At 74.2% G+C, this 21,171-nt stretch carries 22 protein-coding genes; 7 read left to right on the top strand and 15 right to left on the bottom strand.

Annotated features, from left to right (window positions below; all coding sequences use genetic code 11):
• Window positions 1-51: 51 nt before the first annotated feature.
• The 3 genes from ANAEK_RS07975 to ANAEK_RS07965 all read right to left on the bottom strand — a co-directional run bounded on the left by ANAEK_RS07975 (window position 52) and on the right by ANAEK_RS07965 (window position 2,851).
• Window positions 52-1,086 carry a c-type cytochrome gene (locus ANAEK_RS07975; protein WP_012525639.1) on the bottom strand — a complete coding sequence of 345 codons (1,035 nt, stop codon included), beginning with the start codon at window positions 1,084-1,086 and terminating at the stop codon, window positions 52-54.
• The gene (soxC, locus tag ANAEK_RS07970; protein WP_012525638.1) at window positions 1,070-2,407 is read right to left on the bottom strand and encodes a sulfite dehydrogenase; all 1,338 of its coding nucleotides are present in this window, start codon (window positions 2,405-2,407) and stop codon (window positions 1,070-1,072) included. The genes ANAEK_RS07975 and soxC overlap by 17 nt, the downstream gene beginning before the upstream one ends.
• Before the next feature lie 189 nt (window positions 2,408-2,596).
• The gene (locus ANAEK_RS07965; protein WP_012525637.1) at window positions 2,597-2,851 is read right to left on the bottom strand and encodes a hypothetical protein; all 255 of its coding nucleotides are present in this window, start codon (window positions 2,849-2,851) and stop codon (window positions 2,597-2,599) included.
• Window positions 2,852-3,025: 174 nt separating this feature from the next.
• On the opposite strand from ANAEK_RS07965, the gene ANAEK_RS07960 reads away from it, so the two are divergent.
• Window positions 3,026-3,508, top strand: coding sequence for an SgcJ/EcaC family oxidoreductase (locus tag ANAEK_RS07960; protein WP_012525636.1), 483 nt, complete (start codon window positions 3,026-3,028; stop codon window positions 3,506-3,508).
• A 15-nt stretch (window positions 3,509-3,523) separates the two neighbouring features.
• On the opposite strand, the gene ANAEK_RS07955 is transcribed toward ANAEK_RS07960, so the two are convergent.
• The 7 genes from ANAEK_RS07955 to ANAEK_RS07930 form a co-directional block, all read right to left on the bottom strand.
• Window positions 3,524-4,378: a L,D-transpeptidase family protein gene (locus ANAEK_RS07955; RefSeq protein ID WP_012525635.1), complete on the bottom strand. Its 855-nt coding sequence runs from the start codon at window positions 4,376-4,378 to the stop codon at window positions 3,524-3,526.
• Between the two features lie 43 nt (window positions 4,379-4,421).
• Window positions 4,422-5,057: a hypothetical protein gene (locus tag ANAEK_RS07950; protein ID WP_012525634.1), complete on the bottom strand. Its 636-nt coding sequence runs from the start codon at window positions 5,055-5,057 to the stop codon at window positions 4,422-4,424.
• A 57-nt stretch (window positions 5,058-5,114) separates the two neighbouring features.
• On the bottom strand, window positions 5,115-6,410 hold the full coding sequence (locus ANAEK_RS07945; RefSeq protein ID WP_012525633.1) for an AAA family ATPase: 1,296 nt from the start codon (window positions 6,408-6,410) through the stop codon (window positions 5,115-5,117).
• Between the two features lie 16 nt (window positions 6,411-6,426).
• Window positions 6,427-8,511 (bottom strand): elongation factor G, encoded by a 2,085-nt coding sequence (fusA, locus tag ANAEK_RS07940; protein WP_012525632.1) that lies wholly within the window; start codon window positions 8,509-8,511, stop codon window positions 6,427-6,429.
• 334 nt (window positions 8,512-8,845) lie between these two features.
• Complete coding sequence (locus ANAEK_RS22985; RefSeq protein WP_157376689.1) at window positions 8,846-9,007, bottom strand: hypothetical protein; 162 nt, start codon at window positions 9,005-9,007, stop codon at window positions 8,846-8,848.
• A gap of 170 nt (window positions 9,008-9,177) precedes the next feature.
• The gene (locus ANAEK_RS07935; protein WP_012525630.1) at window positions 9,178-10,101 is read right to left on the bottom strand and encodes a hypothetical protein; all 924 of its coding nucleotides are present in this window, start codon (window positions 10,099-10,101) and stop codon (window positions 9,178-9,180) included.
• Window positions 10,102-10,219: 118 nt separating this feature from the next.
• Window positions 10,220-11,497, bottom strand: coding sequence for an MFS transporter (locus ANAEK_RS07930; RefSeq protein ID WP_012525629.1), 1,278 nt, complete (start codon window positions 11,495-11,497; stop codon window positions 10,220-10,222).
• 72 nt (window positions 11,498-11,569) lie between these two features.
• Here ANAEK_RS07930 and ANAEK_RS07925 point away from each other — a divergent pair, with 72 nt between their 5' ends.
• The gene (locus tag ANAEK_RS07925; RefSeq protein WP_012525628.1) at window positions 11,570-12,508 is read left to right on the top strand and encodes a LysR family transcriptional regulator; all 939 of its coding nucleotides are present in this window, start codon (window positions 11,570-11,572) and stop codon (window positions 12,506-12,508) included.
• Between the two features lie 66 nt (window positions 12,509-12,574).
• Here ANAEK_RS07925 and ANAEK_RS07920 read toward each other — a convergent pair whose 3' ends face one another.
• The 3 genes from ANAEK_RS07920 to ANAEK_RS22770 form a co-directional block, all read right to left on the bottom strand.
• Window positions 12,575-13,033, bottom strand: coding sequence for an SRPBCC domain-containing protein (locus ANAEK_RS07920; protein ID WP_012525627.1), 459 nt, complete (start codon window positions 13,031-13,033; stop codon window positions 12,575-12,577).
• Between the two features lie 252 nt (window positions 13,034-13,285).
• A complete protein-coding gene (locus ANAEK_RS07915; RefSeq protein ID WP_012525626.1) occupies window positions 13,286-14,533 on the bottom strand; it encodes an EstA family serine hydrolase in 1,248 nt (415 codons plus the stop codon).
• Window positions 14,534-15,091: 558 nt separating this feature from the next.
• Complete coding sequence (locus ANAEK_RS22770) at window positions 15,092-15,823, bottom strand: zf-TFIIB domain-containing protein (protein ID WP_083779837.1); 732 nt, start codon at window positions 15,821-15,823, stop codon at window positions 15,092-15,094.
• 133 nt (window positions 15,824-15,956) lie between these two features.
• Here ANAEK_RS22770 and ANAEK_RS07905 point away from each other — a divergent pair, with 133 nt between their 5' ends.
• The 4 genes from ANAEK_RS07905 to ANAEK_RS07890 all read left to right on the top strand — a co-directional run bounded on the left by ANAEK_RS07905 (window position 15,957) and on the right by ANAEK_RS07890 (window position 19,224).
• Window positions 15,957-16,769 carry a metallophosphoesterase gene (locus ANAEK_RS07905; RefSeq protein ID WP_012525624.1) on the top strand — a complete coding sequence of 271 codons (813 nt, stop codon included), beginning with the start codon at window positions 15,957-15,959 and terminating at the stop codon, window positions 16,767-16,769.
• Between the two features lie 40 nt (window positions 16,770-16,809).
• Window positions 16,810-17,349, top strand: a complete 540-nt coding sequence (locus ANAEK_RS07900; protein WP_012525623.1) for a DUF1697 domain-containing protein — start codon at window positions 16,810-16,812, stop codon at window positions 17,347-17,349.
• A 58-nt stretch (window positions 17,350-17,407) separates the two neighbouring features.
• On the top strand, window positions 17,408-17,905 hold the full coding sequence (locus tag ANAEK_RS07895) for a hypothetical protein (protein WP_041454051.1): 498 nt from the start codon (window positions 17,408-17,410) through the stop codon (window positions 17,903-17,905).
• Window positions 17,906-18,243: 338 nt separating this feature from the next.
• On the top strand, window positions 18,244-19,224 hold the full coding sequence (locus tag ANAEK_RS07890; protein ID WP_012525622.1) for a PHB depolymerase family esterase: 981 nt from the start codon (window positions 18,244-18,246) through the stop codon (window positions 19,222-19,224).
• Between the two features lie 60 nt (window positions 19,225-19,284).
• Here the strand turns inward: ANAEK_RS07890 and ANAEK_RS07885 are convergent, their stop codons facing one another.
• Window positions 19,285-19,899 (bottom strand): TetR/AcrR family transcriptional regulator, encoded by a 615-nt coding sequence (locus tag ANAEK_RS07885; protein WP_041454050.1) that lies wholly within the window; start codon window positions 19,897-19,899, stop codon window positions 19,285-19,287.
• Window positions 19,900-20,009: 110 nt separating this feature from the next.
• Here ANAEK_RS07885 and ANAEK_RS07880 point away from each other — a divergent pair, with 110 nt between their 5' ends.
• Entirely contained in the window at window positions 20,010-20,894 is an 885-nt protein-coding gene (locus tag ANAEK_RS07880) for an SDR family oxidoreductase (RefSeq protein ID WP_012525620.1), read from the top strand.
• A gap of 13 nt (window positions 20,895-20,907) precedes the next feature.
• Here ANAEK_RS07880 and ANAEK_RS07875 read toward each other — a convergent pair whose 3' ends face one another.
• A complete protein-coding gene (locus ANAEK_RS07875; protein ID WP_012525619.1) occupies window positions 20,908-21,129 on the bottom strand; it encodes a hypothetical protein in 222 nt (73 codons plus the stop codon).
• Window positions 21,130-21,171 lie beyond the last annotated feature (42 nt).

Here is a 21,171-nt window from a genome sequence, read left to right as displayed (position 1 = left end):
CTCCTTACGGGTTCTGCCGGGCGCGGCGACCGTCGCCGCGCCGCGGGCGCCTCAGCGTGCTCCCTCGAGCACCCACTTCACGATCGTGTCCACGTCGCCCTCCGCGACCTGTCGCTGGGGCGGCATCGGCACCGGCCCCCACGCGCCCTGGCTGCCGCCGCGCACCCGGGCCGCGAGCTTCGCCGCCGCGGCCGCGTCGCCGGCGTAGCGCGCGTTCAGGTCGCGGAAGCTCGGGCCGAGCCGCTTCGCCTCGACGTCGTGGCAGGCGAGGCAGCCGCTGGCGCGCGCCAGCGTCAGCCCGGCGGCGGGCTTCCCCGCCGGCGGGGCCGCCGCGGGCGCGCCGGTCCGGGCCGCGCCGGCGGGCCGGGTGGTGTCCGCGCCGCGCACCGGGCCGAACGTCCGGTTCTGCTCGGCCAGGTTCCCGTGCGCGTTGCGGGCGAAGTCCGGGAGCGTCGAGGCGACGCGCGGCTCCGGCCCGCAGTCCTTCATGCACGGGATCGCGCGCACGTCCGGCTTGCCCTTCACGTCCCACAGGCCGTGCGCGCGGGTCATGCCGTTCCGGTTGGGCAGGCGCTGCTGCACCGCGCGGATCGAGTCCTGGTCGAGGACGAAGTCGGACGGGACGACGTCGCCGAGGTTCAGCAGGTACGCGAGCACCGCGTAGGTGTCGTCGTCGCTCAGCGAGCGCGGCGCGTCCCACGGCATGGCGCGGCGGATGTAGTCGAACAGCGTCGACACCGTCGCCACCTTCATGAGCGTGGTGCGCTGCGGGTGGCCGTTGCCGGTCAGCGCCGCCACGCGCCCGCGGGCCTGATCCTCGGCGGTGGTCCCGCCCACGAGCGGCGTGAACACCTCGTTGCTCTCGCCGAACGTGCCGTGGCACGAGGCACACTTCGCGTCCCAGACCTCCTGCCCGCGCAGCACCGAGCCGGAGCCGCGCGGCAGGCCCTGGAAGTCCGGGCGCACGTCGATGTCCCAGGCCCGGACCTCGGCCGGCGTGGCCGGACGCCCGACGCCCTCCGCCGCGTGCGCGGCGCCGGCGGCCAGCAGCGCCGCGAGGACGAGCGGCTCACGCCAGCTGCACATTGGACACCTCGCCGTTCGGGTCGACGCGCCAGGTCTGGATCGCGTTGTTGTGGTAGATGGACTTCGTCCCGCGCACCTCGCGCAGCAGCCGCGTGGTCGGCTGCACGTAGCCGGTGTCGTCCACCGCGCGGCTCTGCAGCAGCGCGGCGCGGCCGTCCCAGCGCCAGCTCAGGCTGAACCGGGTCAGCGCCTTCGAGAGCACCGGCGTCTCCAGCCGCGCCGGCGTCCAGCTCCGGCCGCCGTCGAGCGACACGTCCACGCGCTTGATCTTCCCGCGGCCCGACCAGGCCAGGCCGGTCACCTCGCAGGCGCCCTGCTGCACCAGCACCTGGCCGCCGGAGGGCGTGGTGATGACCGACTTCGCCTCCTGGATCGACGTGTACTGACGGTGACGCCCGTCGGGCATGAGGTCCACGTAGTGGATGGCCTCGTCCTTCGTCGCCCAGGGCTGGTCGCCGACCTCGATCCGGCGGAGCCACTTCACCCAGGAGACGCCCTGGACGCCGGGCACCACCAGGCGGAGCGGGTAGCCGTTCTCGGGCCGCAGCATCTCGCCGTTCTGGCCCCAGGCGACGAGCACGTCGTCGAGCGCGCGGTCGATGGCGACGGTCCGGGTCATGCCCGAGCCGTCAGCGCCCTCGGCGAGCACGTACCGGCCCTTCGCCCGGTCGAAGCCGCAGTCGTCGAGCAGCGTGGACAGCCGGACGCCGGTGAACTCGCTGCACGACAGCATGCCGTGGGTGTACTGGACCGTGGGCACCGCCACGTTCCCCCACTCCATGCCGGTGTTGGCGCCGCACTCGATGAAGTGGATGCGCGAGACGGACGGCAGGCGCATCAGGTCGTCCATCGTGTAGACCTTGGCCTGCCGCACCAGGCCGTGGACCATCAGCCGGTGCTTCGCGGGATCGACGTCCTGCCAGCCCTGGTGGTGGCGCTCGAAGTGCAGGCCGCTCGGCGTGATGATCCCGAACAGCCCCTGCAGCGGCGCGAACGAGACCGACGCCGCGTTCACGCGGGTCAGGCCGGGGCTCTCGCGGCGCTGCAGGTTCGCCTCGTACGGCGACGGCAGGCCGTAGCCGCGCGCGGCCACGGGCTTGCCGAGCGAGGTGTTCCAGGGCTGGCGCTCGAGGATGGCGGGATCGCCGGCAGGAGCCGGGGCCGCGCCGGCGCGAACGGCGACCGCGCCGGCGGCGATCCCGCCCGCGGCGAGGAACGCGTTCCGCAGGAAGCTCCGGCGGCCGGCGGAGACCTCGGTGATCTGCTCTTGGGTGAGGAAATTCTCAGGAGCCCGGAGGATGCGGGCAGGGTTGGATGGCACGCGTGGGCTGTAAGAGAACGCATAGTCGACGTCTCCGTCCTGAGTGGGGCTTGACGGCCTTCACGCGAGGTGACGCATCGACCGAGCGTGTGGGTGACGCGCGGCGTTGAACCGGTGCGGGGACCCTGCTTCACCTTCCGTGCGCCACTGGTGGGGCGCACGCGAAGCGCGCGGCGCGCCGGGAGGCTCTCACGCTCCTCGCTCGCAGCGCTCCGGCCGGCCGTACCGCCACGCCGCCCAGGTCAGCATGCCGGCGACGACCGGCGCGAGCAGCACGAGCGCGGTGAGCGCGAACAGGGCGAGCGCTGCGCCTGCCGCCACGACGGCGGGGACGCCCACGAACGCGGCGACGTACGCCGCGGCCCGCCGCGCCTCCCGCTCGGCGCGCTCCCAGTCCGCCGCCTGCGGCGGCATCGGCACCGCCCGGACCTGATCGACGGCCATCGCGCACCTCCTCAGGCCCCGCATCATCGCGCACCGCTCGCGCCGGATCCCGCCCCCACCGGACGACGCCGGGCCGGGTCGGGCGGCGCGCCAGGAGCCCGCGCTCGCCCTAGCCCGGGCGCGTCGGACAGGATGCCGCGCGCGCCGCGCGTGAGGCCGCGCTCTCCTTCGCCCATGCCGAGCGCCTCCCGCGCCCTCCTCGCCGCCGTCGCCGTGGTCACCGGCGCCTGCGCACACTGGCCCGGCGGCCGCGCCGACCCGGAGGCGGAGCTCCGCGCCGCGATCGCCGCCGCGAACGACGCGTTCGTCCGCGCGCTCGTCGCCGGCGACGCGCGAGGGATGGCGGCCGTGTTCACCGAGGACGCCCTGGTCATCCCCGCGATGCAGCGCGGCTTCGTCTCCGGCCGCGGCGAGCTCGAGGCGTACGACGCGCGGCGCGTGAGATCGCTCCGGTACCTGGAGGCCACCATCACCACCGTGCAGCTCGAGGTCTCGGGCGACCTCGCCTGGGAGGCGGGGACGAACCGCCTGGTGGTGCAGCAGGGCGACCGCGCGCCCATGACAGTGACGGGACGCTACCTGGCCGTGTGGCGGCGCGGGAAGGACGGACGCTGGCGGATCCGGGCCGAGCTGCCGGTCCCCGACCCGATCCCCTGAGCCCGCGGGGCGGCGTCAGAACACGTCGATCGAGACGTCCACCGGGATGCCGCGCCGGGCCTCGAGCGCGGCGGCGAGCTTGGCCGCGTCCACGCGCCCCGCGAGGCCGCGCCGCTCGAGCTGGCGCCGCACCTCGGCGCGGAGATCCACGCGCGCGTCCGGATCGTCGTGGGCCTCGACGACCACGCGTCCGCCGCGCACCCCGACCTTGACCGGCTCGCGGACCATCCGGACCGGCGTCTTGAGCGGCACCACCTCGAACAGGCGCGGGATGTCCTCGGGGTAGAGGCGGACGCAGCCGTGGCTGAACTTGCGCCCGATGCCGAACGGCTCGTCGGTGCCGTGGATGAGGATGCTGCCCGCCGAGAGGCGCAGCGCGTGCGTGCCGAGCGGATTGTCCGGGCCGGGCGGGACGCGGTCGGGCAGCGTCGGGTCGTCGCGGCGCATCGACGCGGGCGGGTACCAGGTGGGCGCGACGGTCTTGCCGATCACGGTGAACGATCCCAGCGGCGTCTTCGCGCGATCCTTGCCGATGCCCACCGGGTAGGTGACGGGCGCGGCGTCGCCGCCCGGGAGCAGGTACAGCCGCATCTCCGAGAGGTTCACCACCACCGAGCCGGGCGCCGCGGACGGCGGCAGGATCCAGGCCGCCGGCACCACCAGCGGCGCCCCGGGCGTCGGGACGTACGCGTCGAGCCCGGGGTTCGCGGACTCCATCGCGTTGAAGCCCACGTCGTGCGCGCGGGCGAGCTCGATGAGCGAGTCGCCCGGCTCGACGATCCGCGTGCCGAGCACGCCGACGACGTCGCCGCCGCCCGCCGGCTCGAGGAGGGGCACCGTGGCGAGGAGGAGCGCGAGCAGCGGCTGCATCGCCCCAGGCTTCGCGTGCGCGGGGCCGCGCGTCAACCCCCGCTCAAGGGAACACCAGCAGACCGAGGTTCGCCCCGCCCTGGAGCGCGGGGGTGATGCCCGGGTCCCGATCCGCCGGATAGGCGTGATCGCGCTCCAGCCGGTCCATGGCATCCGGGAACACCGCCAGCCCGAAGGACAGCTCCACCGCGGTGCGCGGCCCCACGTCGAACAGCACGCGCACCCCGCCGCCGGCGCCGTGGCCGAGCACGCCGTTGTACTTGTAGCCGGCGAGCAGCGCGATCTCGGTGGTCGAGGGGCCGTTCACCCGCAGGCTCACGTCGCCGTTGAGCTGGTACGCGTTGTAGAAGTCGAAGCGGAGATCGCGCTCCGGCGTCCGCTCGTTCGAGAAGACCATCACCGGCGCGTAGCCGCCCGACACCCACCCCTTCAGCCGGCCGGTCCCGCCGCCCGCGATGAGGCCCGCGCCGGACCAGAAGCCGAGGGTCGGCCCGACGCCGAAGCTGCGCTGGCCCGGCGTCGCCGCCACGGCGGCCGGCGCCTCGAGCACTCCGGCGGCGCCCGCGGCCGGCGCGGCGCCAGGCTCCGCCCCCGGCGCCGCGGCCGGCGCGAGGGTGACGAGCAGCAGCACGGCGATGGCGGAGCGGTGGCGGGCGGCGGCAGGACGGGCTGGGCGCATGGAGCTCCTCGCGGTGGACACGATCCGCCGCCAGTGTAGCCCGTGCGCCGGCCGAGGCTACTCCGGCGCCGCCCCGAACGACCGCTCGAACAGCGCGCGGATCGCCGCGCGCCCCGGCTCGGAGAGCGCGCGGGTGCCGGCGCCGGCGAAGCGGGGGTGCGTGATGGCCGGCGGCGCCTCCGGGACCCAGCCGCGCCCGTCCCAGCGGAACCACCCGCCCCGCTCCTGGTCGAAGACGTGGACCGGCTTCCCCCAGTGCCGCGCCAGCTCGACCGCCCAGCCCGTGCCGCCCTGGGCGCTGTCGTCGGGGCCGAGCGCGCCGACCGCGAACACCTCGCCCGCGGTGCCGACCTGGTGCCAGATGAGCTGGAGCACGCGCCGGAGCTCCGGCGACGCCGCCAGCGCGCCGGGCAGGTGCGCCTTCAGGTAGGCCTCGCCGACCTCGCCGAGCCGCAGCTCGGCCTCGGTCAGCTCGATGAGCCCGCGGGTCCGCGCCAGCCCGGGGCGGCCAGCGAAGGTGAAGTTCACCTCCTGTGCGCCCCAGCGCTCCGCGCAGGCGCCGAACGCCTCCTCGGCGCCGGCGAACCCGCCCGCGAGCAGCGTGAACGCCTCCGGGCCGCGCGGGTCGCCGCCGTCCTCGTCCTCGCCGCCCGCCCAGCGCAGCGAGCCGCCCTCCAGCACGAGCGGCAGGTCGGCCTCGTCCGAGCCGTCCAGGTCGCGGAGCAGCCGCACCCGCGCGCCGCGCCCCTGCGCCAGGAGCGCGAGGATCACGTCCACCTGGGCACCGCAGCGCTCGGGCGGCGCCGCCTGGTCCGGGTCGGCCTCGCACGGCGCGCACCCCGGGGCGGACCGGGCGGTCATCCACAGCTCGGCGCCCGCCCGCGCCGCGCTCGCCTTCAGGCCGGCGAGCGTCGCGCCCACGCCGGCCCCGGCCCAGGGGAAGCCGTCCACGAGCACGGTGGCGGGGGTCCGGCCGAGGTGCGCCTCGAACGCGGCCAGCGCCTCGTCCAGCGTGCGGACGCCCGGGCCGCCGTCCATCGACGACCAGATCAGGCGCTGGCGCGCGACCATCTCGTGGACGCCCCGGCGGTCCGCCAGGTCCACGCGATCCGCCAGCTCCTCGAAGAACGCGCCGTAGCGGGCCGCGACGTGCTCGATCGACTGCCCGAGCGCGACGTGCAGCACCGGGCGGCCGCGCAGCAGCGCGTCCAGCCCGAGCTGCACCAGGACGGCGGACTTGCCGACGCCGGCGGGCGCCACGATCACGCCGAGGCGACCCTTCCCCAGGCCGCCGTGGAGCCTCCGGTCGAGGATCCGCAGCGGGCTCTGGAGGATCGCTTCCTGGCGGATCATGGCGCCGCAGGCATCGCTACTTCTTCCCGCCCTCGGCCTTCTTGGCCGCCTTCGACATGAGCTCCTCGGCCATGGCCGCCGGGACCGGCAGGTAGCGCGAGAACTCCATGCTGAACTCGGCCTTGCCCTGCGTCGCCGACCGGAGGGTCGTCGAGTAGCCGAACATCTCGGCCAGCGGGACCTCGGCCTCGATGCGGGCCAGGCCGCCGTCGTCCTGCGAGCCGACGATCATGGCGCGCCGCTGCATGAGCGTGCCCAGGATGCCGCCGGAGAACTCCGCCGGGCCCTCGCACACCACGCGCATGATGGGCTCGAGGAGGCGCGGCTTGGCGCGGTCGAAGCCCTCGCGCCAGGCGCCGCGGGCGGCCTCCTGGAACGCGATGTCCGACGAGTCCACCGCGTGGCTGGCGCCGTCGTTGATGACGACGCGCGTGTTCACCACCGGGAACCCGAGCAGGCGGCCCTTGGCGAGCATCGAGCGGAAGCCCTTCTCCACCGCGGAGATGAACTCGCGCGGGATCGCGCCGCCCACCACGTCGTCCACGAACTCGAACTGCTGCTCGCAGGGCTCGATGTAGCCGCACACGCGGCCGAACTGGCCGGAGCCGCCGGTCTGCTTCTTGTGCGTGTAGGCGAAGTCGGCGCGCTGGCTGACCGTCTCGCGGTACGCCACCTGCGGCGGCGACACCTCGACGATGCAGTTGTACTCGCGCTTCATGCGCTCGATGTAGACCTCGAGGTGCAGCTCGCCCATGCCGCGGATGATGGTCTCGCCGCTCTCCTCGTCCAGGCCGGCGCGGAAGGTCGGGTCCTCGCGGGTGAAGCGCCGGAGCGCCTTGCCCATGTTGGTCTCGCTCTTCGAGTCCACCGGCTTGATGGAGAGCGCGATCACCGGCTCGGGCACGTGCATCGAGGTCATGTTCAGCTTGACCGTGCCGTCGGTGAACGTGTCGCCCGAGTTGCAGTCCACGCCGAACATCGCGACGATGTCGCCGGAGCCGGCGGCGTCGATGTCCTCCATCTGGTCGGAGTGCATGCGCACCAGCCGGCCGATGCGGTGGTCCTTCTTGGTGCGCATGTTCGTGATGAACATGTCGCGCGAGAGCTTGCCCTGGTAGATGCGCAGGTACGTGAGCTGGCCGTAGCGCCCGTCCTCGAGCTTGAACGCCAGCGCCACCGTCGGCTTGCCGTTGTCGATGGTGAGGGCGACCTTCTCCTCGTCCTTGGTGAGGTCGTGGGCCTCGTTCACCACCTCGGTCGGATCCGGGAGGTAGTCCACCACGCCGTCGAGCAGCTTCTGGACGGCCTTGTTCTTGTAGGCCGAGCCCATGAACACCGGGGTGAGCTTGAGCGAGAGCGTGCCCTTGCGGACGGCCGCCTTGATCAGGTCCTCGGTGACGCGCTCCTCGAGGATCGCCTCGGTGAGCTCGTCGGAGAACATCGACGCCGCGTCGAGCAGCTCCTCGCGCGCCTTGGCGGCGTCGGCCTGCATGTCGGCCGGGATCTCGGACTCGGTGATGATCTCGCCGTCGTCGCCGCTGAAGCGGAACGCCTTCATCTTCACCAAGTCGACGACGCCCTCGAACTTGTCCTCGAGGCCGATGGGGAGCTGCATCAGCACCGGGTTGTGCTGGAGCTTCTCGCGGAGCTGGTCCTTCACGCGGAGCGGGTTCGCGCCGGAGCGGTCGCACTTGTTGACGAACGCGAGGCGCGGCACGTTGTAGCGCCGCATCTGGCGATCGACGGTGAGCGACTGGCTCTGGACGCCGGCCACCGAGCAGAGCACGAGGATGGCGCCGTCGAGGACGCGCAGCGACCGCTCCACCTCGATGGTGAAGTCCACGTGGCCGGGGGTGTCGATGATGTTGAGGTGGAGCCCCTTCCACTCACAGTGCGTCGCGGCCGAGGCGATGGTGATGCCGCGCTCGCGCTCGAGCTCCATCGAGTCCATCGTCGCGCCGACGCCGTCCTTGCCCTTCACCTCGTGGATGGCGTGGATGCGCTTCGTATAGAAGAGGATCCGCTCCGTCAGCGTCGTCTTCCCGCTGTCGATGTGGGCCGAGATCCCGATGTTCCGGAGCTTCGAGAAATCCGTGTACACGTCTTACCTCCACCCGCGGGGGCGGACCGAGCTGCATGGGCGAATCGGTTTGCGCGGCGTCGCTCGCCAGTCCCGCCGGCGGAGCTTGGGAGCCGCTGTCTCGAACCCGTTTCGGCGCGCGTTCATTCACGCGAGCCGGCCCCGGATGCGACAAAGCCCGCGCCGTCCACCCACATCCACGGCCGCGAGCGGCGCGCACCCTCGCACAAACCCCCGTCGATATGCAAGCCGGCGCCCAGCCCGGCCGCGCGTGCGCCCGGAACCCTCGCTCGCGGCAGGCTTTTTCGGCGCATTCCCCCGAACGGCGGAGGGACCGCCTGCGACCGTCCGTCCGCTACGGGCGGTCGAACAGGTTCAGGACGAGCGACTTCCGCCCGCCCGACGCCTTCACGTTGGCCCAGCGCCGCCGCTCGCGAAGCTTGTGGACGACGAGGACGGTTCCGGCGGCGGCGACGACGACGAGGGGTGCGACGGTGGCGAACACGGCTGGGCTCACGTGGCGTTTGAAAGGGGCGAGGGGCCGCCCGGCCGGGCGGCGGTCCCGCGGCGACGGGGCTCGATCTCGGAGGCCCCGCGCTCGCGCCACCTCTGGCACGGATCGACCGGCCTTGCACCACTCGGACGGGGGAGCGCTCGCGCCCGCGCTCCCGGACGCGATCGCGGCGCTCACGGCAGCAGCGTGCCGTCGTAGCAGAGCCGCGCCCGCGTGGCCGGGAAGTACCAGCCGATGCCCGCGCAGAGCTCGTCGCTGGCCGGGTCGTCGCCCGGCTGGACGGCGCTCGCGGTCGTGTTCAGGTACTCGCAGCGCGTGGTGAGCGCCCCGCTCGCGAACGAGAGGAACGGCGGCGCGTCCCGGCGCGCGAAGCCCGGCGCGGACCAGTCCGCGCTCTCGAAGACGTTCGTGCCCCCGTCCGCGATCGAGGTCGCGACCGAGTGCTTGTAGGTGCGCGTGGTCAGGGCCACGAAGCGCGCGCCCGCCGGCACCTCGCAGGTGGTCTCCGCCGTCGCTGACCCGGACGCCGGGATGCTGAACGAGCCCGCCACCGACACGTACGGGCTCGCGAGCGTGGTCGCGGTCCCGTCCGGCCACCCCTGCACGTCCAGCTCGACGTGCGCGGTGATGGGCTGGTCGGAGGCGTTCGCCCAGTGCACGCGCAGGTAGCCCGCCTGGCCCGCCGGGATGCGGACGCCGATCGCCTTGCCGGACCCGTCGTCCGGCGGGAACGAGAGCGAGGTGGTGCCGGCCGCGCCGAGATAGGCCGGCACCGGGCCGCTCGCGGGCGCCCAGGCGCAGCCGGCGGAGGACTGCGTCCCCGGCGGCTGCACGTCGTCGGGCGTGAGCATCATCGCGACGCTCACCGCCCCCGCGGGCAGGCGCGAGGTGAACGTGCGCACCACGAGGTCCTGCGCGTTCGGCGTGCGGAAGTACCAGCAGGACGCCAGCTCCTGCCCCGCGCCGACCATCTGGTCCGGGCTCCGGAGCTGGAAGCTGCGCGCCGGCGGCGCCGCGCCGTCGTTGCCGCCGCCCCCGCCGCACGCGGCGGCGATGCCCGCGGCGGCGAGGAGGAGCCATCGGGATGCGTGCCTCACCTGGACCTCCCGTCCGCGGTCGCGCCGCGGAACGCGCCACGGTAGCCGAGGCCCCGCCCCGGCCCACCGGTCCTGGTGGGTCGGAGCGGGGAGGCCGGCGACACCCGCCGGCGCCGGGTCACGGGGTGGCGGCGTCGATGCAGCGGCCGGCCCGCGCGTCGTGCCGGCGCGAGGGCGCGAGGCGGACGGCGAGCGCGGCGGCGGCCGCCAGGGCGCCGAGCGCGGCGACGCCCGCCCATCCCGCCCGCGCGAACACCTGGCTCGCAGCCGCGGCGCCGGCCGCCATGCCGAGGAACATCGCGCTCACCAGCACCGCGTTGAGGCGGCCGCGCGCGGCAGGATCCAGGCCGTAGACGATGCTCTGGTGCGCGATCAGGCTGGCCTGCACCCCGAGATCGAAGACCACCGTCGCGACCACGAGCACCCCCAGCGAGCCCGGGAACAGCGCGATCGTCGCGAACGACGCCACCGCCAGGGCAGCGCCACCGCGGATCACCGGCTCCGGACCGCGCCGGTCCGCGGCGGCGCCCGCGAGCGGGGCGATCGCCGCCCCCGCAGCGCCCGCGAGGCCGAAGGCTCCGGCGGCCACGGGGCCGAGCCCGAACGGCGCCCCGGCGAGCGCCAGCGCCAGCGTGGACCAGAAGCCACCGAACGCGACGCTGAGCAGCGCCTGGGCCAGCGCTGCGCGGCGCAGCGGGGCGAGGTCGCGCGCGAGCCGGACGATGGACGCGAGCAGCTCCCCGTACCGGGCGCGCGCCGCGGGGGGCATCGGCGGCAGCTTCAGCGCGACCGCGAATGCCAGCCCCGCCACGGCGGACGCGGCGCCCACGTACACCGCGCGCCAGCCGGCGTGCGCGCCGGCGGCGCCGCTCACCACGCGCGAGAGCAGGATCCCGAGCAGGAGGCCGGTCATCACCGACCCGACCGTCCGCCCGCGCGATGCCGCCGGCGCGAGCGCCGCCGCGGCGGGCACGAGGTCCTGCGCGGCCGTCGCGACCAGGCCGATGGCGAGCCCGGCGACGGCGAGCAGCCCGGCGGAGGGTGCGAGCGCGGCCCCGAGCAGCGCGACGGCGAGCGCCGCGAGCTTCGCGACGACCACGCGCCGGCGGTCGAGCCGGTCGCCGAGCGGCGCGAACAGGAGGATGCCGGCGGCGTAGCCGAGCTGCGTGAGCGTCGGCACCGCGCCGATGGCGGAGGGAGACGCGCCGAGGTCGCGCGCCATCGCGCCGAGCAGCGGCTGGTTGTAGTAGAGGCTCGCCACCGAGAGCCCGGCGCCGCCCGCGAGCAGCAGGAGGAGCGGCGTGGGGAGCGGGGCCTGGGGCCCGGGGGAGGTCGCCCCGGCCGGCGTGCCGGCGGGGACGGCGGGGGCGGTGCGGTGCGGCTCGTGGGTGGTCATGGCGGGCACGATGCGCCGCGCGGTGGCCCTGCGGTAGACGCGTGACCAGCAGATCCGTTATGCGTCGTACGCATGAAGGCGACGACCGACCGGCTGGCCCTCGCGGAGACGTTCGTGCGCATCGTGGACGCGGGGAGCCTCTCCGCCGCCGCGCTGCAGCTCGGCACCTCCCAGCCCACCATCAGCCGGCGCCTGCACGCGCTCGAGGCCGCCCTCGGCGTCCGGCTGCTGCAGCGCTCGACGCACGCGATCCACCCGACCGAGGCCGGGCAGAGGTACGTCGCCCGGGCCCGGGAGCTGCTCGGCGCGTGGCGCGGGCTCGAGGCGGAGCTGCGCGGCGACGGGGACGAGCCGGCGGGGCACCTCCGGGTGGTCGCGCCGCACGCGTTCGGGCAGCAGCAGCTCCTCGGCCCGGTGGTCGAGTACCTGCGCCGCTACCCTGCCCTGAGCGTCGAGTGGCGGCTGCACGACGGGCCGGTGCGGTTCGTCGAGGACGGCGTCGACTGCTGCGTCTCCGTGGACGCGCCGGAGGGCGAAGCCGTCGTGGTGCGGAAGATCCACGAGGTGCAGCGGATCGTGGTCGCGGCGCCATCGCTCGTCCCGGGGCGCGCCCCCTCTCGCCCCGCGGCGCTCGCGGCGCTGCCCTGGCTCGCGCTCGTACCGTACTACCGCAACACCGTCCGCCTCGAGGGCGCGCGCGGCGCGACCGCCACGATCCGGATCCGGCCGCGCTTCGTGACCGACAGCCTCTTCGCGCTCCGCCAGGCCGCGTCCAGCGGGCTCGGCGCCGCCCTCGCCTCGGACTGGATCGTCGCCGAGGACGTCGCGGCCGGCCGCCTCGTGCACCTGCTGCCCGCCTGGCGCGGCCCGACGCTGCCCGTCTACGTCGCGTACCCGCAGGCGCGGTTCTATCCGGCGAGGCTCCGCGCCTTCGTCGAGATCATGCGGACGGCGTTCACCGCGCAGCACGCCGGGGTCGGCGGCGCGAGCGTGGGCCCGCAGCGCCGGTGATGGCGCTCGCCGGCGGGCGGACCGCGGCGCGCCCGTCCCGGCGCGCCGCGGCCGCCTCGCGGCCGCTCAGTTCCAGGTGTCGATCTTGAGATCGTCCGGGGCCGGCCTGCCCTTGCCGGTCTCGACGAACGCCCTGAGGCTCAGCAGGAACGTCGCCCACTTCATGCTGCAGTGGGACATGAACTCCGACGTCTCGTGCCAGCCCCGGTGCCCGAAGGCAACCACCGTCTGCTCGTCCTCGCGGGAGAGCCGGAAGGACACCTCCGTCCCGATCCACTCCTCCGGCCCGCCCTTGCAGCGCCAGCGCACCTCGCGGTCCGGCTTCAGCTCGAGCACCTCGAACTCCATCCCGCCGAGCTCGGTCCCGTCCGGCTTGCGGAACATGAAGCGGACCGTCCCGCCGGGCGCGGATCGTCCGCTCGTCTCCTGCGTCCACCAGCCCGCCACCCCCTCCACCGTGGACAGCGCCTGGTAGACGTTCGCGATGGGGGCCCGGATGGCGACCCTGTGAATGATGTCCGGCATGTCGTTCTCCTCCTCGCGCCGGGGACCTCGCCCCGCGCCTCGCGTTCTCTAGGCGGTCGGGTACGGCGGCAGGGAGTGACAAGTGCGGCGCGATTCGGAGCGGCGGCGCCGTCCCGCCAGACGCCGATCCGGCGGATCACGCGGCACGGGTTGCCGGCGGCGAGAACGTCGTCCGGGAGATCGCGCGTGACCGCGCGCTGGCGGCGCCGAAGCTTCTCCAGCTCGGTGCGCATGCGCTTCCTCGATCGACCGTCAGCGGCGGTACGGCTCCCTCACGCCGATCGACGCGTATACCGCCCGCCGCAGCGCGGCCGCCCGCGGATCGTCGAGGTGCATGCCCATCCGGTTGGGCACGTAGCCGAAGCCGATCCCGGCGTGCGGATCCGCGAAGGCGAGCGATCCGCCCGCGCCAGGCGCTCCGAACGCGCTCGGGTGGGCCCAGGGGTACCCGCGCGTCGGCTTCGCGAACCCCAGCGCGAACGCGATCTCCACCTTCAGGCACGCGTCGCGGAACCCGCGCGCCGGGCGGACCGGCGGCGCCATGAGCTGCCGCAGCGTCTCGGCGCGCAGGCCCAGCTCCTTCCCGCCGGACGCGAACACGCCGTAGGCCCTCGCCATCGCGCGTGCGGTCCCGACGCCGCCGCCCGCCGGGATCTCCAGGTCGCGCGCGTAGACGCCGCGCTCGCACCGCTCCGGCAGCTCCGATCCCTGCAGCGCCCGGCGCAGGCGCGAGCGCGGGTTCATGCCCGCGATCGCGAGCGCCGGCGGCATGGTGAGGAGCATGCGCAGCGGCATGCGCCCGGACCGGCGGAGCGGCGCGAGCCTCGCGTCCGGGATCGACGCGGGGAGCCGGATGTAGAAGTCGAGCCCGAGCGGCGTCGCGAGCTCGTCCTGGAAGAAGCGGCCCAGGGTCCGGTGCGCGGGGTCCACCCGGCGCAGCAGCTCCCCCTGGTAGAAGCCCACGGTGATCGCGTGGTACGCCTGCCGCGCCCCGGCGGGCCACGCCGGCTTCTGCCGGGCGAGGACGTCGGCCAGCGCGTCCGGATCGGCCACGAGCCGTGCGGTCGGCCAGGCGTCGAGCGCGAACAGCCCGGCCTGGTGCGCGAGGAGCTGCCGCACGGTAATCTCCGCCTTCCCCGCCCGCGAGAACTCCGGCCAGTACGTGCTCACGCGCGCGTCGTAGTCGATGAGCCCGCGGGAGTGCGCGAGCGCGATCGCGAGGCTCGCCATGCCCTTGGTCGCGGAGAAGACCAGGGCCATGGTGTCCTCCTGCCAGGGCGCGCCGGTCGCCGCGTCGCGGACGCCGCCCCACAGGTCCACCACCTTCTCGCCGCGGAGGTACACCGCGCAGGCGGCGCCCAGCTCCTCGCGGCGCTCGAAGTTCTCCTCGAACGCAGACCGCACCGCCTCGAACCCGGGCCGGACGGAGCCGGCGACGCGCAGGTCCCGTATCGACGTCCGCCCGTGGTGCCGCAGCGCCCCCACCGCAGAGCCGGCCATGGCGCCCTCCCTCGCGGATCCGTGCCCGCGAAGCGATTCCCCCGCCGACCGGCCGCCGCGTCAATCGGGCCTGGGGTCACGGCCTCGACGAGGAGCGGCAGGCTGACGCGCCCGGGCCCGAGCGTCGGAATTCGCGCTTACATCGGCCGCGGCCGGACCGATACAGTGCGCCGCGAAACGAGGGTTGAATGCGCAAGGTCACCCGTCGGCCCACCATCTTCCGCCACAGCGTTCACGCGGAATGGGGACACGGGATCGTGGTGGACGAGAACCCCGGCAAGCTCTACCTGCACTTCGAGCACGGGGAGGCCGCCCGATCGTCAACGATGCGCGGTACCGGCAGTTCCTCGTCGAGGTCGAGCTGCCCGCCGCGGAGGCGGCCTCGCTCGTCGCCTCGCTCGAGAAGCGCGCAGGCTTGCTGCCCAGGATGACGGCTCGCAAGAAGGCGCCGGCGAAGGCCCGCCCGGCCGTCGCGTGACCGGCGGCCGGCCGCAGGCGCCGACGGCCGGCTACGGCGCCGGATCGAGACCAGGGGCGTCGCGCCTCCCGGTCCTCTGCTCAGCGTCTCCGCCGGGCGCGGTCGGCCAGCGCTCGCGCCGCCAGGTACAGCGACGCGAGCCCCATCAGCACGCCCCCGGCGACGGCACGCGGCCTGAAGCCCGTGCGCCCGCCGAAGAAGACATCCCAGAGGGCCCACGCGCCGAACGCAGTGCAGGCGACCGCGACGAGCGCGCGCGGGATGCGGCTCGGCAGGTCCCATCCACCGTCGCCGCCGACCAGCACGTCGTAGATGTCGCGCGACGGCGACATCGAGGGCATCGGGGCACCCGGTGCCGCCGGCCCACCCACCTCGCGCTCCAGGTTCCGCCAGCGTCGATGGCGCTCCAGGCCGCCTTCCCGGAGGAACCGCCGGATGGCCCCGAGCTCGCCGCGATCGAACCACGCGCCGTGCGGGCGGCAGACGTCGATCACGACGCCCGAGACGCGCGCGAAGTTCCGCCGGTTCATCACCTCGCCGCATTCCGGGCAGCCGCGATACCGGACTCGCTCCTCGGGGCCGTGGGCACGGCCCACGGCGCCAGCGCCGGACGCGCACGTCGTCGCGTCCCTCGAGGCATCGGCTGGGGTCTCGTCCTCGCAGACGCGCTGGAACGAGAGGGGATCGAGCCAGATGCCCCGGCAGCCGCCGCACCGTCGGGCCACGATGGGGCCGGAGGGCGCCGCCTCCAGCTCGAGGTGGCAGTCGGGGCAGGTCGCCCCTCCACCCGATGGCGCGCGTACGAGGTCCACGGATCGTCATGGTCCTTCACCCCCGGGCGCGACGCAATGCGGACGGCACGGCGCCGGCCGGCGGGGCCGGGCTCGATCGGGCTGTCAGACACGACCTGTACATCCGTTCCGCCCCCGAGCGCGCGGGGCGGCCATGCGACTCCTCTTCCTCTCCGACACGCACCTCGGCTTCGACCTGCCGGCGCGCCCCCGCTCGGCGCGGCCGCGGCGCGGCGCCGAGTTCTTCGAGAGCTTCGAGGCGGCGCTCGCGCCCGCCCGCGATGGCGAGGTGGACGCGGTGCTGCACGCGGGGGACCTCCTCTACCGGAGCCGGGTCCCCGCCTGGCTCTCCGACGCCGCGCTGGCGCCCCTCCGCAGCGTGGCAGACGCCGGGATCCCGGTGCTGCTGCTGCCCGGCAATCACGAGCGCGGCGCGCTCCCCCACCCGCTCCTCGCGTGCCACCGCAACCTGCACGTGTTCCACCGGCCGCGCACCCTCGTGCTCGAGGCCGGCGGCGTGCGCGTCGCGTTCTCCGGGTTTCCGTACGCGCAGGAGGTGCGCAGCCGGTTCGGCGCGCTCCTCGACGCCGCCACCACGCCCGCGCCGGAAGCGGACGTGCGAGTCCTCTGCCTCCACCACTGCGTCGAGGGCGCCACGTGCGGGCCCGCGGACTTCACGTTCCGCGACGGGCCCGACGTGATCCCGCGCTCGGCGCTGCCGTCCGGCTACGCGGCCGTCCTCTGCGGCCACGTCCACCGGCACCAGGTGCTCCGCGCGCCCGACGGCGCGCCGGTCATCTACGCCGGGTCCACCGAGCGGACCTCGTCCGCGGAGGCCGCGGAGACGAAGGGCGTCGTCCTGCTCTGGTTCTCCGAGACCGGGCTCGAGAGGTACCGGTTCCGCCCGCTTCCCCAGCACGAGCCGCCGCCCCGGTTCCGCCGCGACGCGCCACGCCCTTGCGGCTGAAGCGATCGCACGCTACGAGAACGGCCGCACGGGGAGGCGCATGAGCCGTTATCTGGTGCTGCTTCGCGGGATCAACGTCGGCGGCAAGAACCTCATCGGCATGCCCGCCTTGAAGGCCGCCTTCGAGGCCCAGGGCTTCGACGACGTCGTGACGTACATCCAGAGCGGCAACGTGCTCGTCTCGTCCACCGAGCGCGGCCCCTCGCTCGTCCCGCGCATCGAGGCGATGCTCTCGGACGCCTTCGACTACGCCGCCAGCGTGGTCGTGCTCTCCCGCGCGCAGCTGCGGCGGGTGGTGGAGCACGCCCCCGACGGCTTCGGAACGCGGCCCGAGCGCTTCCGCTACGACGCCATCTTCCTGAAGGCGCCGCTGTCGCCCGCCCAGGCGCTCGAGCGCGTCCCGGTGAACCCGGAGGTGGACGAGGTCACCGCCGGCCCCGGCGTCCTCTACTACTCGCGGCTCATCCCGAAGGCGTCGCAGAGCCGCATGAGCCGCGTCGTCGGGATGCCCATCTACAAGCAGATGACCATCCGGAACTGGAACACCACGACCCGGCTGCACGAGCTGATGGGCGAGTGACGTGGCGCCGCCATGCCGCGTTGACGCTCGGTGATCCGGCGTGACATGGTGGTCCGGCATGGACTGGGTGACCGCCTACGACTTCGCAGAGGATCCGGACCAGATCCGCGCGATGCAGCAGGCGACGCTGAGCCCGACCGACGCCGGCGTCAGCGCGAGCCCTGCGCTGGTCGGATCACCGGAGTGGTGGCGTGCCATCGACTCCGGGAACCTCCCCCTGCGCATCCTCGAGGGCGCCATCACCCGCGTCTACTGGGCGAGCATGGGGGATTGGCCGGAGCTCGAGCTGACCTCGGACGCTGGCGAGAAGTCCACCTGGACTCCGTCGCCGGACCGGACGGATCACCGCAGCGCTGGTCTCCATCGTGCCCGCGAGCCTCTGGGCCCTGTTCGTCGCGCTCGTCGTGGTCGGCAGGGCCGCGACAGGGACCTTCGACGGACGACGCTCTGGCTGTTCGTCCCTCCGGGGATCTTGTCGCTGGTAGGCCTTCCGCTGCTCCGTCCCTCCGCTCGCGACTGGTACGAGGGGTCCGCTTCACCGCGCGAGACCGCGTAGGCGCGCTGGAAGAGGGACGGACATCAGGCGTTCCCCGGAGTGAAACAGGTGCGTGGCGGAGCCGCCGCGCGGCTCTCCGGTGATGGCGCGCCGGAAGCTTAGCGCGCAGGTGGTGCGCCCGGCGGCCTCAGCCCAAGTTGCCATGTCCCCGCGAACGCGGGGCGCGGCCCCCCCGCCGCCGCGAGGAATCGCGGGAGCGCCCACGCGCCGGCGAGTCACCGCCTGCGCGTCACCCCGGCCTGCCGGACGCCGTCCGCCGTTCGTCGTCAAACGATCTCCTCGCGCTCCCGTCCGCGGAGGGCGGCTCGAGCGTGCAATCGGCCATCTGGGAGGATGCGATGAGGCGATCACTGTCATGGTGCGCGACGTTCGTCGTCGTGCTGGGCGTGGCGACGGCGATCGCGTGCGGCGTCTCGACCGCGGACCCGTCGGCGGGTTCCGCGACCTCGGCGGCGCAGGCGATCTCGCCGGGCGGGACGCCGCAGATCGAGGTGAGGACGCTCGTGTCGAGCGACCTCGAGCGCAGGTACCTGATCCTCGCGCCCGAGGTGGATGGGAACCCCAAGCTCCCCATGCTGATCGTGATGCACGGCTGGAGCTTCTCGCCCGAGGCCACGGTGCCCGTGGGCCTGGAGCCGTTCGCGCTCGCGAACCACTTCATCCTGGTGCTCCCGGAGGGCGTCGGCCTCTCCTGGAACGCGCACGGCTGCTGCCCGCCGGCGAACGAGGCCGGCATCGACGACGTGCAGTTCATCGCGGATCTCGTCGAGGACGTGGCCGCGCACCACCGCCTCGATCGCGCCCGCGTCTACGCGAGCGGGATCTCGAACGGCGGTGGGATGGCGTACCGCCTCGCCTGCGAGCGGCCGGACCTGATCGCCGCCATCGGCTCCGTCGCCGGCGGCATGGGCGACGAGGCGTGCGCCCCGGGCCGGCCCGTGCCGGTGATCGAGATCCACGGCGACGCCGACGCGCTCAGCCCGTATGCGGAGGGCTACGGGCCGCTCTTCGGGAACTACACGCGCGGCGCCCCCGGAACCGTCGCCCTGTGGGCCGCCAACAACGGCTGCGCGCTCGAGACCGACAGGAAGGTGACGTTCTCGAGCACGGACGTCCTCTGCGAGCAGTACCGCGGATGCAAGGCCGACGCGAAGGCGGAGCTGTGCACGGTCTACGGCGGCGGCCACAACTGGCCGGGCTCCGCGTTCGACCTGTACGAGATGGATCCGGTCGCGAACTGGTGGTGGGGCTACCAGACCGACGACGTCGCCGCGCACGAGGTCATCTGGGAGTTCGTGAAGGAGTATCGGCTGCCCTGAAGGGCGCCCGGGCAGCTCCCTGGACGCGAGCGCGGCCGGCCGAGCAGAGCCGACGGGCCGCTACTCGCGTCCGCGCCTCGCCGCCCGCCGCGCGCCGGCCGGTGCAGGCCGCCCCCGCCCGACGACGGACCCGAGCTCGCCCAGCGCCGCCCGGAGGTGGTGCGGCAGGCCCCGACCCTTCTCGTCGCGGAGCCAGCCCTCGAAGGCGACCTTGAAGATCGCCATCCCGGCCTCGGCGGCCAGGGTCGCCGCCGGCTCGCCGACGCCACGCGCGCGCAGCGCCTCCGCGGCCGCTCCGGCGAGCAGCGTGAGCTTCATCACCTCCCGCTCCTGCAGCTCCGGGTGGGCGGCGATGAGGGCCTGGCGCTGGCGCGCGAAGGCGCGGCGCTGGTCGAACACCGGCGCGGTGGCCTCGAGCGCGGCGGCGACCGCGTCGAGCGGCGCAGCGTCCGGGGGCGCGCCGGCGATGCCGTCCGTGATGAGCTGCCGAAGCCCCGCGGCGCCCCAGAACAGCACCTCGCGCTTGTCGGCGAAGTGCCGGAAGAACGTGCGCTCGGTCAGCCCCGCGCGCGCGGCGATCTCGGCGACCGTGGTCTGATCGTAGCCGCGCTCGCGGTAGAGCTCCATCGCGGCCCGCTCCAGCCTGCCGCGCGCGTCGGGTTCCCATCGAGCCATCCCGGACAGCATACGTCAGTTTCTGACATCCCGCTCTTGACAGTCACTGACATCGAGGCCAGATTGCGCCATGTCAGTACCTGCCATCACTGCATCCCCAGGAGGATCCCATGCGCGTGTTCGTCACCGGTGCGTCCGGCTTCATCGGCTCTGCCGTCGTCCCCGAGCTCCTCGCCTCCGGCCACCAGGTCGTCGGGCTCGCACGCTCGGACGCCTCGGCCCGGGCGCTCGCCGCCGCCGGCGCCGAGGTCCACCGCGGGGACCTCGAGGATCTCGACAGCCTGCGGGCGGGCGCCGCCGGGTCCGACGGCGTCATCCACCTCGGCTTCATCCACGACTTCGAGCGCTTCGACGCGTCGGTACGGACCGATCGGAAGGCCATCGAGACGCTGGGCGCCGTGCTCGAGGGCTCGGGGCGACCGCTCGTGATCGCCTCCGGGACGCTGGGCATCGCGCCGGGACGAATGGCCACCGAGACGATGCCCTTCGACCCGAAGGGACACCCGCGCCTCGCGAACGCCCTCGTCGCGCTGGACCTGAAGGACAGGGGCGTCCGCAGCGCGGCGGTGCGCCTCGCACCCAGCGTGCACGGCGAGGGCGACCACGGCTTCGTGAAGCGGCTCGTCGACCTCGCCCGGGAGAAGGGCGTCTCCGCCTACCTCGGCGACGGCTCGAACCGCTGGAACGCGGTGCATCGGCTCGACGCCGCCCGGCTGTTCGTCCTCGCCCTCGAGAAGGCGCCCGCAGGCAGCATCCTGCACGCCGTCGCGGAGGAGGCGGTGACCATCCGGACCATCGCCGAGGCCATCGCGATGAAGCTGAAGCTCCCGCTGCGCTCCGTCGCTCCGGAGGCCGCGAGCGACCACTTCGGCTGGCTCGGCGGGTTCCTGTCCTTCGATCAGCCGGCGTCCAGCGCGCTCACGCAGCAGCGGATGGGCTGGAGGCCGACGCATCCCGGGCTGATCCAGGACATCGAGGCCGGGCGATACGCCTGAAGCGCTCCGAGGGTCACTCCCGGTCCGAAGGCACCATCGCTGCGAGCCCCAGGCAGACGAGGCCGATCGCGATCAGGACGAGGCCCGGCCGGGCGAACGCGCCGGTCGAGGACACCGCGCTGAAGAGGCTCTGCGTGAAGACCTTCGGGCTCGTGACCGGGAACGGCAGCGCCATCAAGCCGACGACCGCGGTGCAGATGCCCACGATGAGCAGGATGGTCTTCGCCCGGCTCACCGGGACACCATACTACGCGTGTACCGGGACGGCGAGGGCGGG

This window comes from Anaeromyxobacter sp. K (genome assembly GCF_000020805.1).
Classification (GTDB): Bacteria; Myxococcota; Myxococcia; order Myxococcales; family Anaeromyxobacteraceae; genus Anaeromyxobacter; species Anaeromyxobacter dehalogenans.
The sequence above is the reverse complement of the archived record's forward strand: the minus strand, read 5'-3'. Positions and strand labels throughout refer to the sequence as shown.

Excerpts from the sequence above, each read along its gene's own strand:
- ANAEK_RS07975 (WP_012525639.1), bottom strand. The coding sequence starts at position 1,086 with ATGTGCAGCTGGCGTGAGCCGCTCGTCCTCGCGGCGCTGCTGGCCGCC.
- ANAEK_RS07965 (WP_012525637.1), bottom strand. The coding sequence starts at position 2,851 with ATGGCCGTCGATCAGGTCCGGGCGGTGCCGATGCCGCCGCAGGCGGCG.
- ANAEK_RS07960 (WP_012525636.1), top strand. The coding sequence starts at position 3,026 with ATGCCGAGCGCCTCCCGCGCCCTCCTCGCCGCCGTCGCCGTGGTCACC.
- ANAEK_RS07955 (WP_012525635.1), bottom strand. The coding sequence starts at position 4,378 with ATGCAGCCGCTGCTCGCGCTCCTCCTCGCCACGGTGCCCCTCCTCGAG.
- ANAEK_RS07950 (WP_012525634.1), bottom strand. The coding sequence starts at position 5,057 with ATGCGCCCAGCCCGTCCTGCCGCCGCCCGCCACCGCTCCGCCATCGCC.
- ANAEK_RS07945 (WP_012525633.1), bottom strand. The coding sequence starts at position 6,410 with ATGATCCGCCAGGAAGCGATCCTCCAGAGCCCGCTGCGGATCCTCGAC.
- ANAEK_RS07930 (WP_012525629.1), bottom strand. The coding sequence starts at position 11,497 with ATGACCACCCACGAGCCGCACCGCACCGCCCCCGCCGTCCCCGCCGGC.
- ANAEK_RS07925 (WP_012525628.1), top strand. The coding sequence starts at position 11,570 with ATGAAGGCGACGACCGACCGGCTGGCCCTCGCGGAGACGTTCGTGCGC.
- ANAEK_RS07920 (WP_012525627.1), bottom strand. The coding sequence starts at position 13,033 with ATGCCGGACATCATTCACAGGGTCGCCATCCGGGCCCCCATCGCGAAC.
- ANAEK_RS07915 (WP_012525626.1), bottom strand. The coding sequence starts at position 14,533 with ATGGCCGGCTCTGCGGTGGGGGCGCTGCGGCACCACGGGCGGACGTCG.
- ANAEK_RS07905 (WP_012525624.1), top strand. The coding sequence starts at position 15,957 with ATGCGACTCCTCTTCCTCTCCGACACGCACCTCGGCTTCGACCTGCCG.
- ANAEK_RS07900 (WP_012525623.1), top strand. The coding sequence starts at position 16,810 with ATGAGCCGTTATCTGGTGCTGCTTCGCGGGATCAACGTCGGCGGCAAG.
- ANAEK_RS07895 (WP_041454051.1), top strand. The coding sequence starts at position 17,408 with ATGGACTGGGTGACCGCCTACGACTTCGCAGAGGATCCGGACCAGATC.
- ANAEK_RS07890 (WP_012525622.1), top strand. The coding sequence starts at position 18,244 with ATGAGGCGATCACTGTCATGGTGCGCGACGTTCGTCGTCGTGCTGGGC.
- ANAEK_RS07885 (WP_041454050.1), bottom strand. The coding sequence starts at position 19,899 with ATGGCTCGATGGGAACCCGACGCGCGCGGCAGGCTGGAGCGGGCCGCG.
- ANAEK_RS07880 (WP_012525620.1), top strand. The coding sequence starts at position 20,010 with ATGCGCGTGTTCGTCACCGGTGCGTCCGGCTTCATCGGCTCTGCCGTC.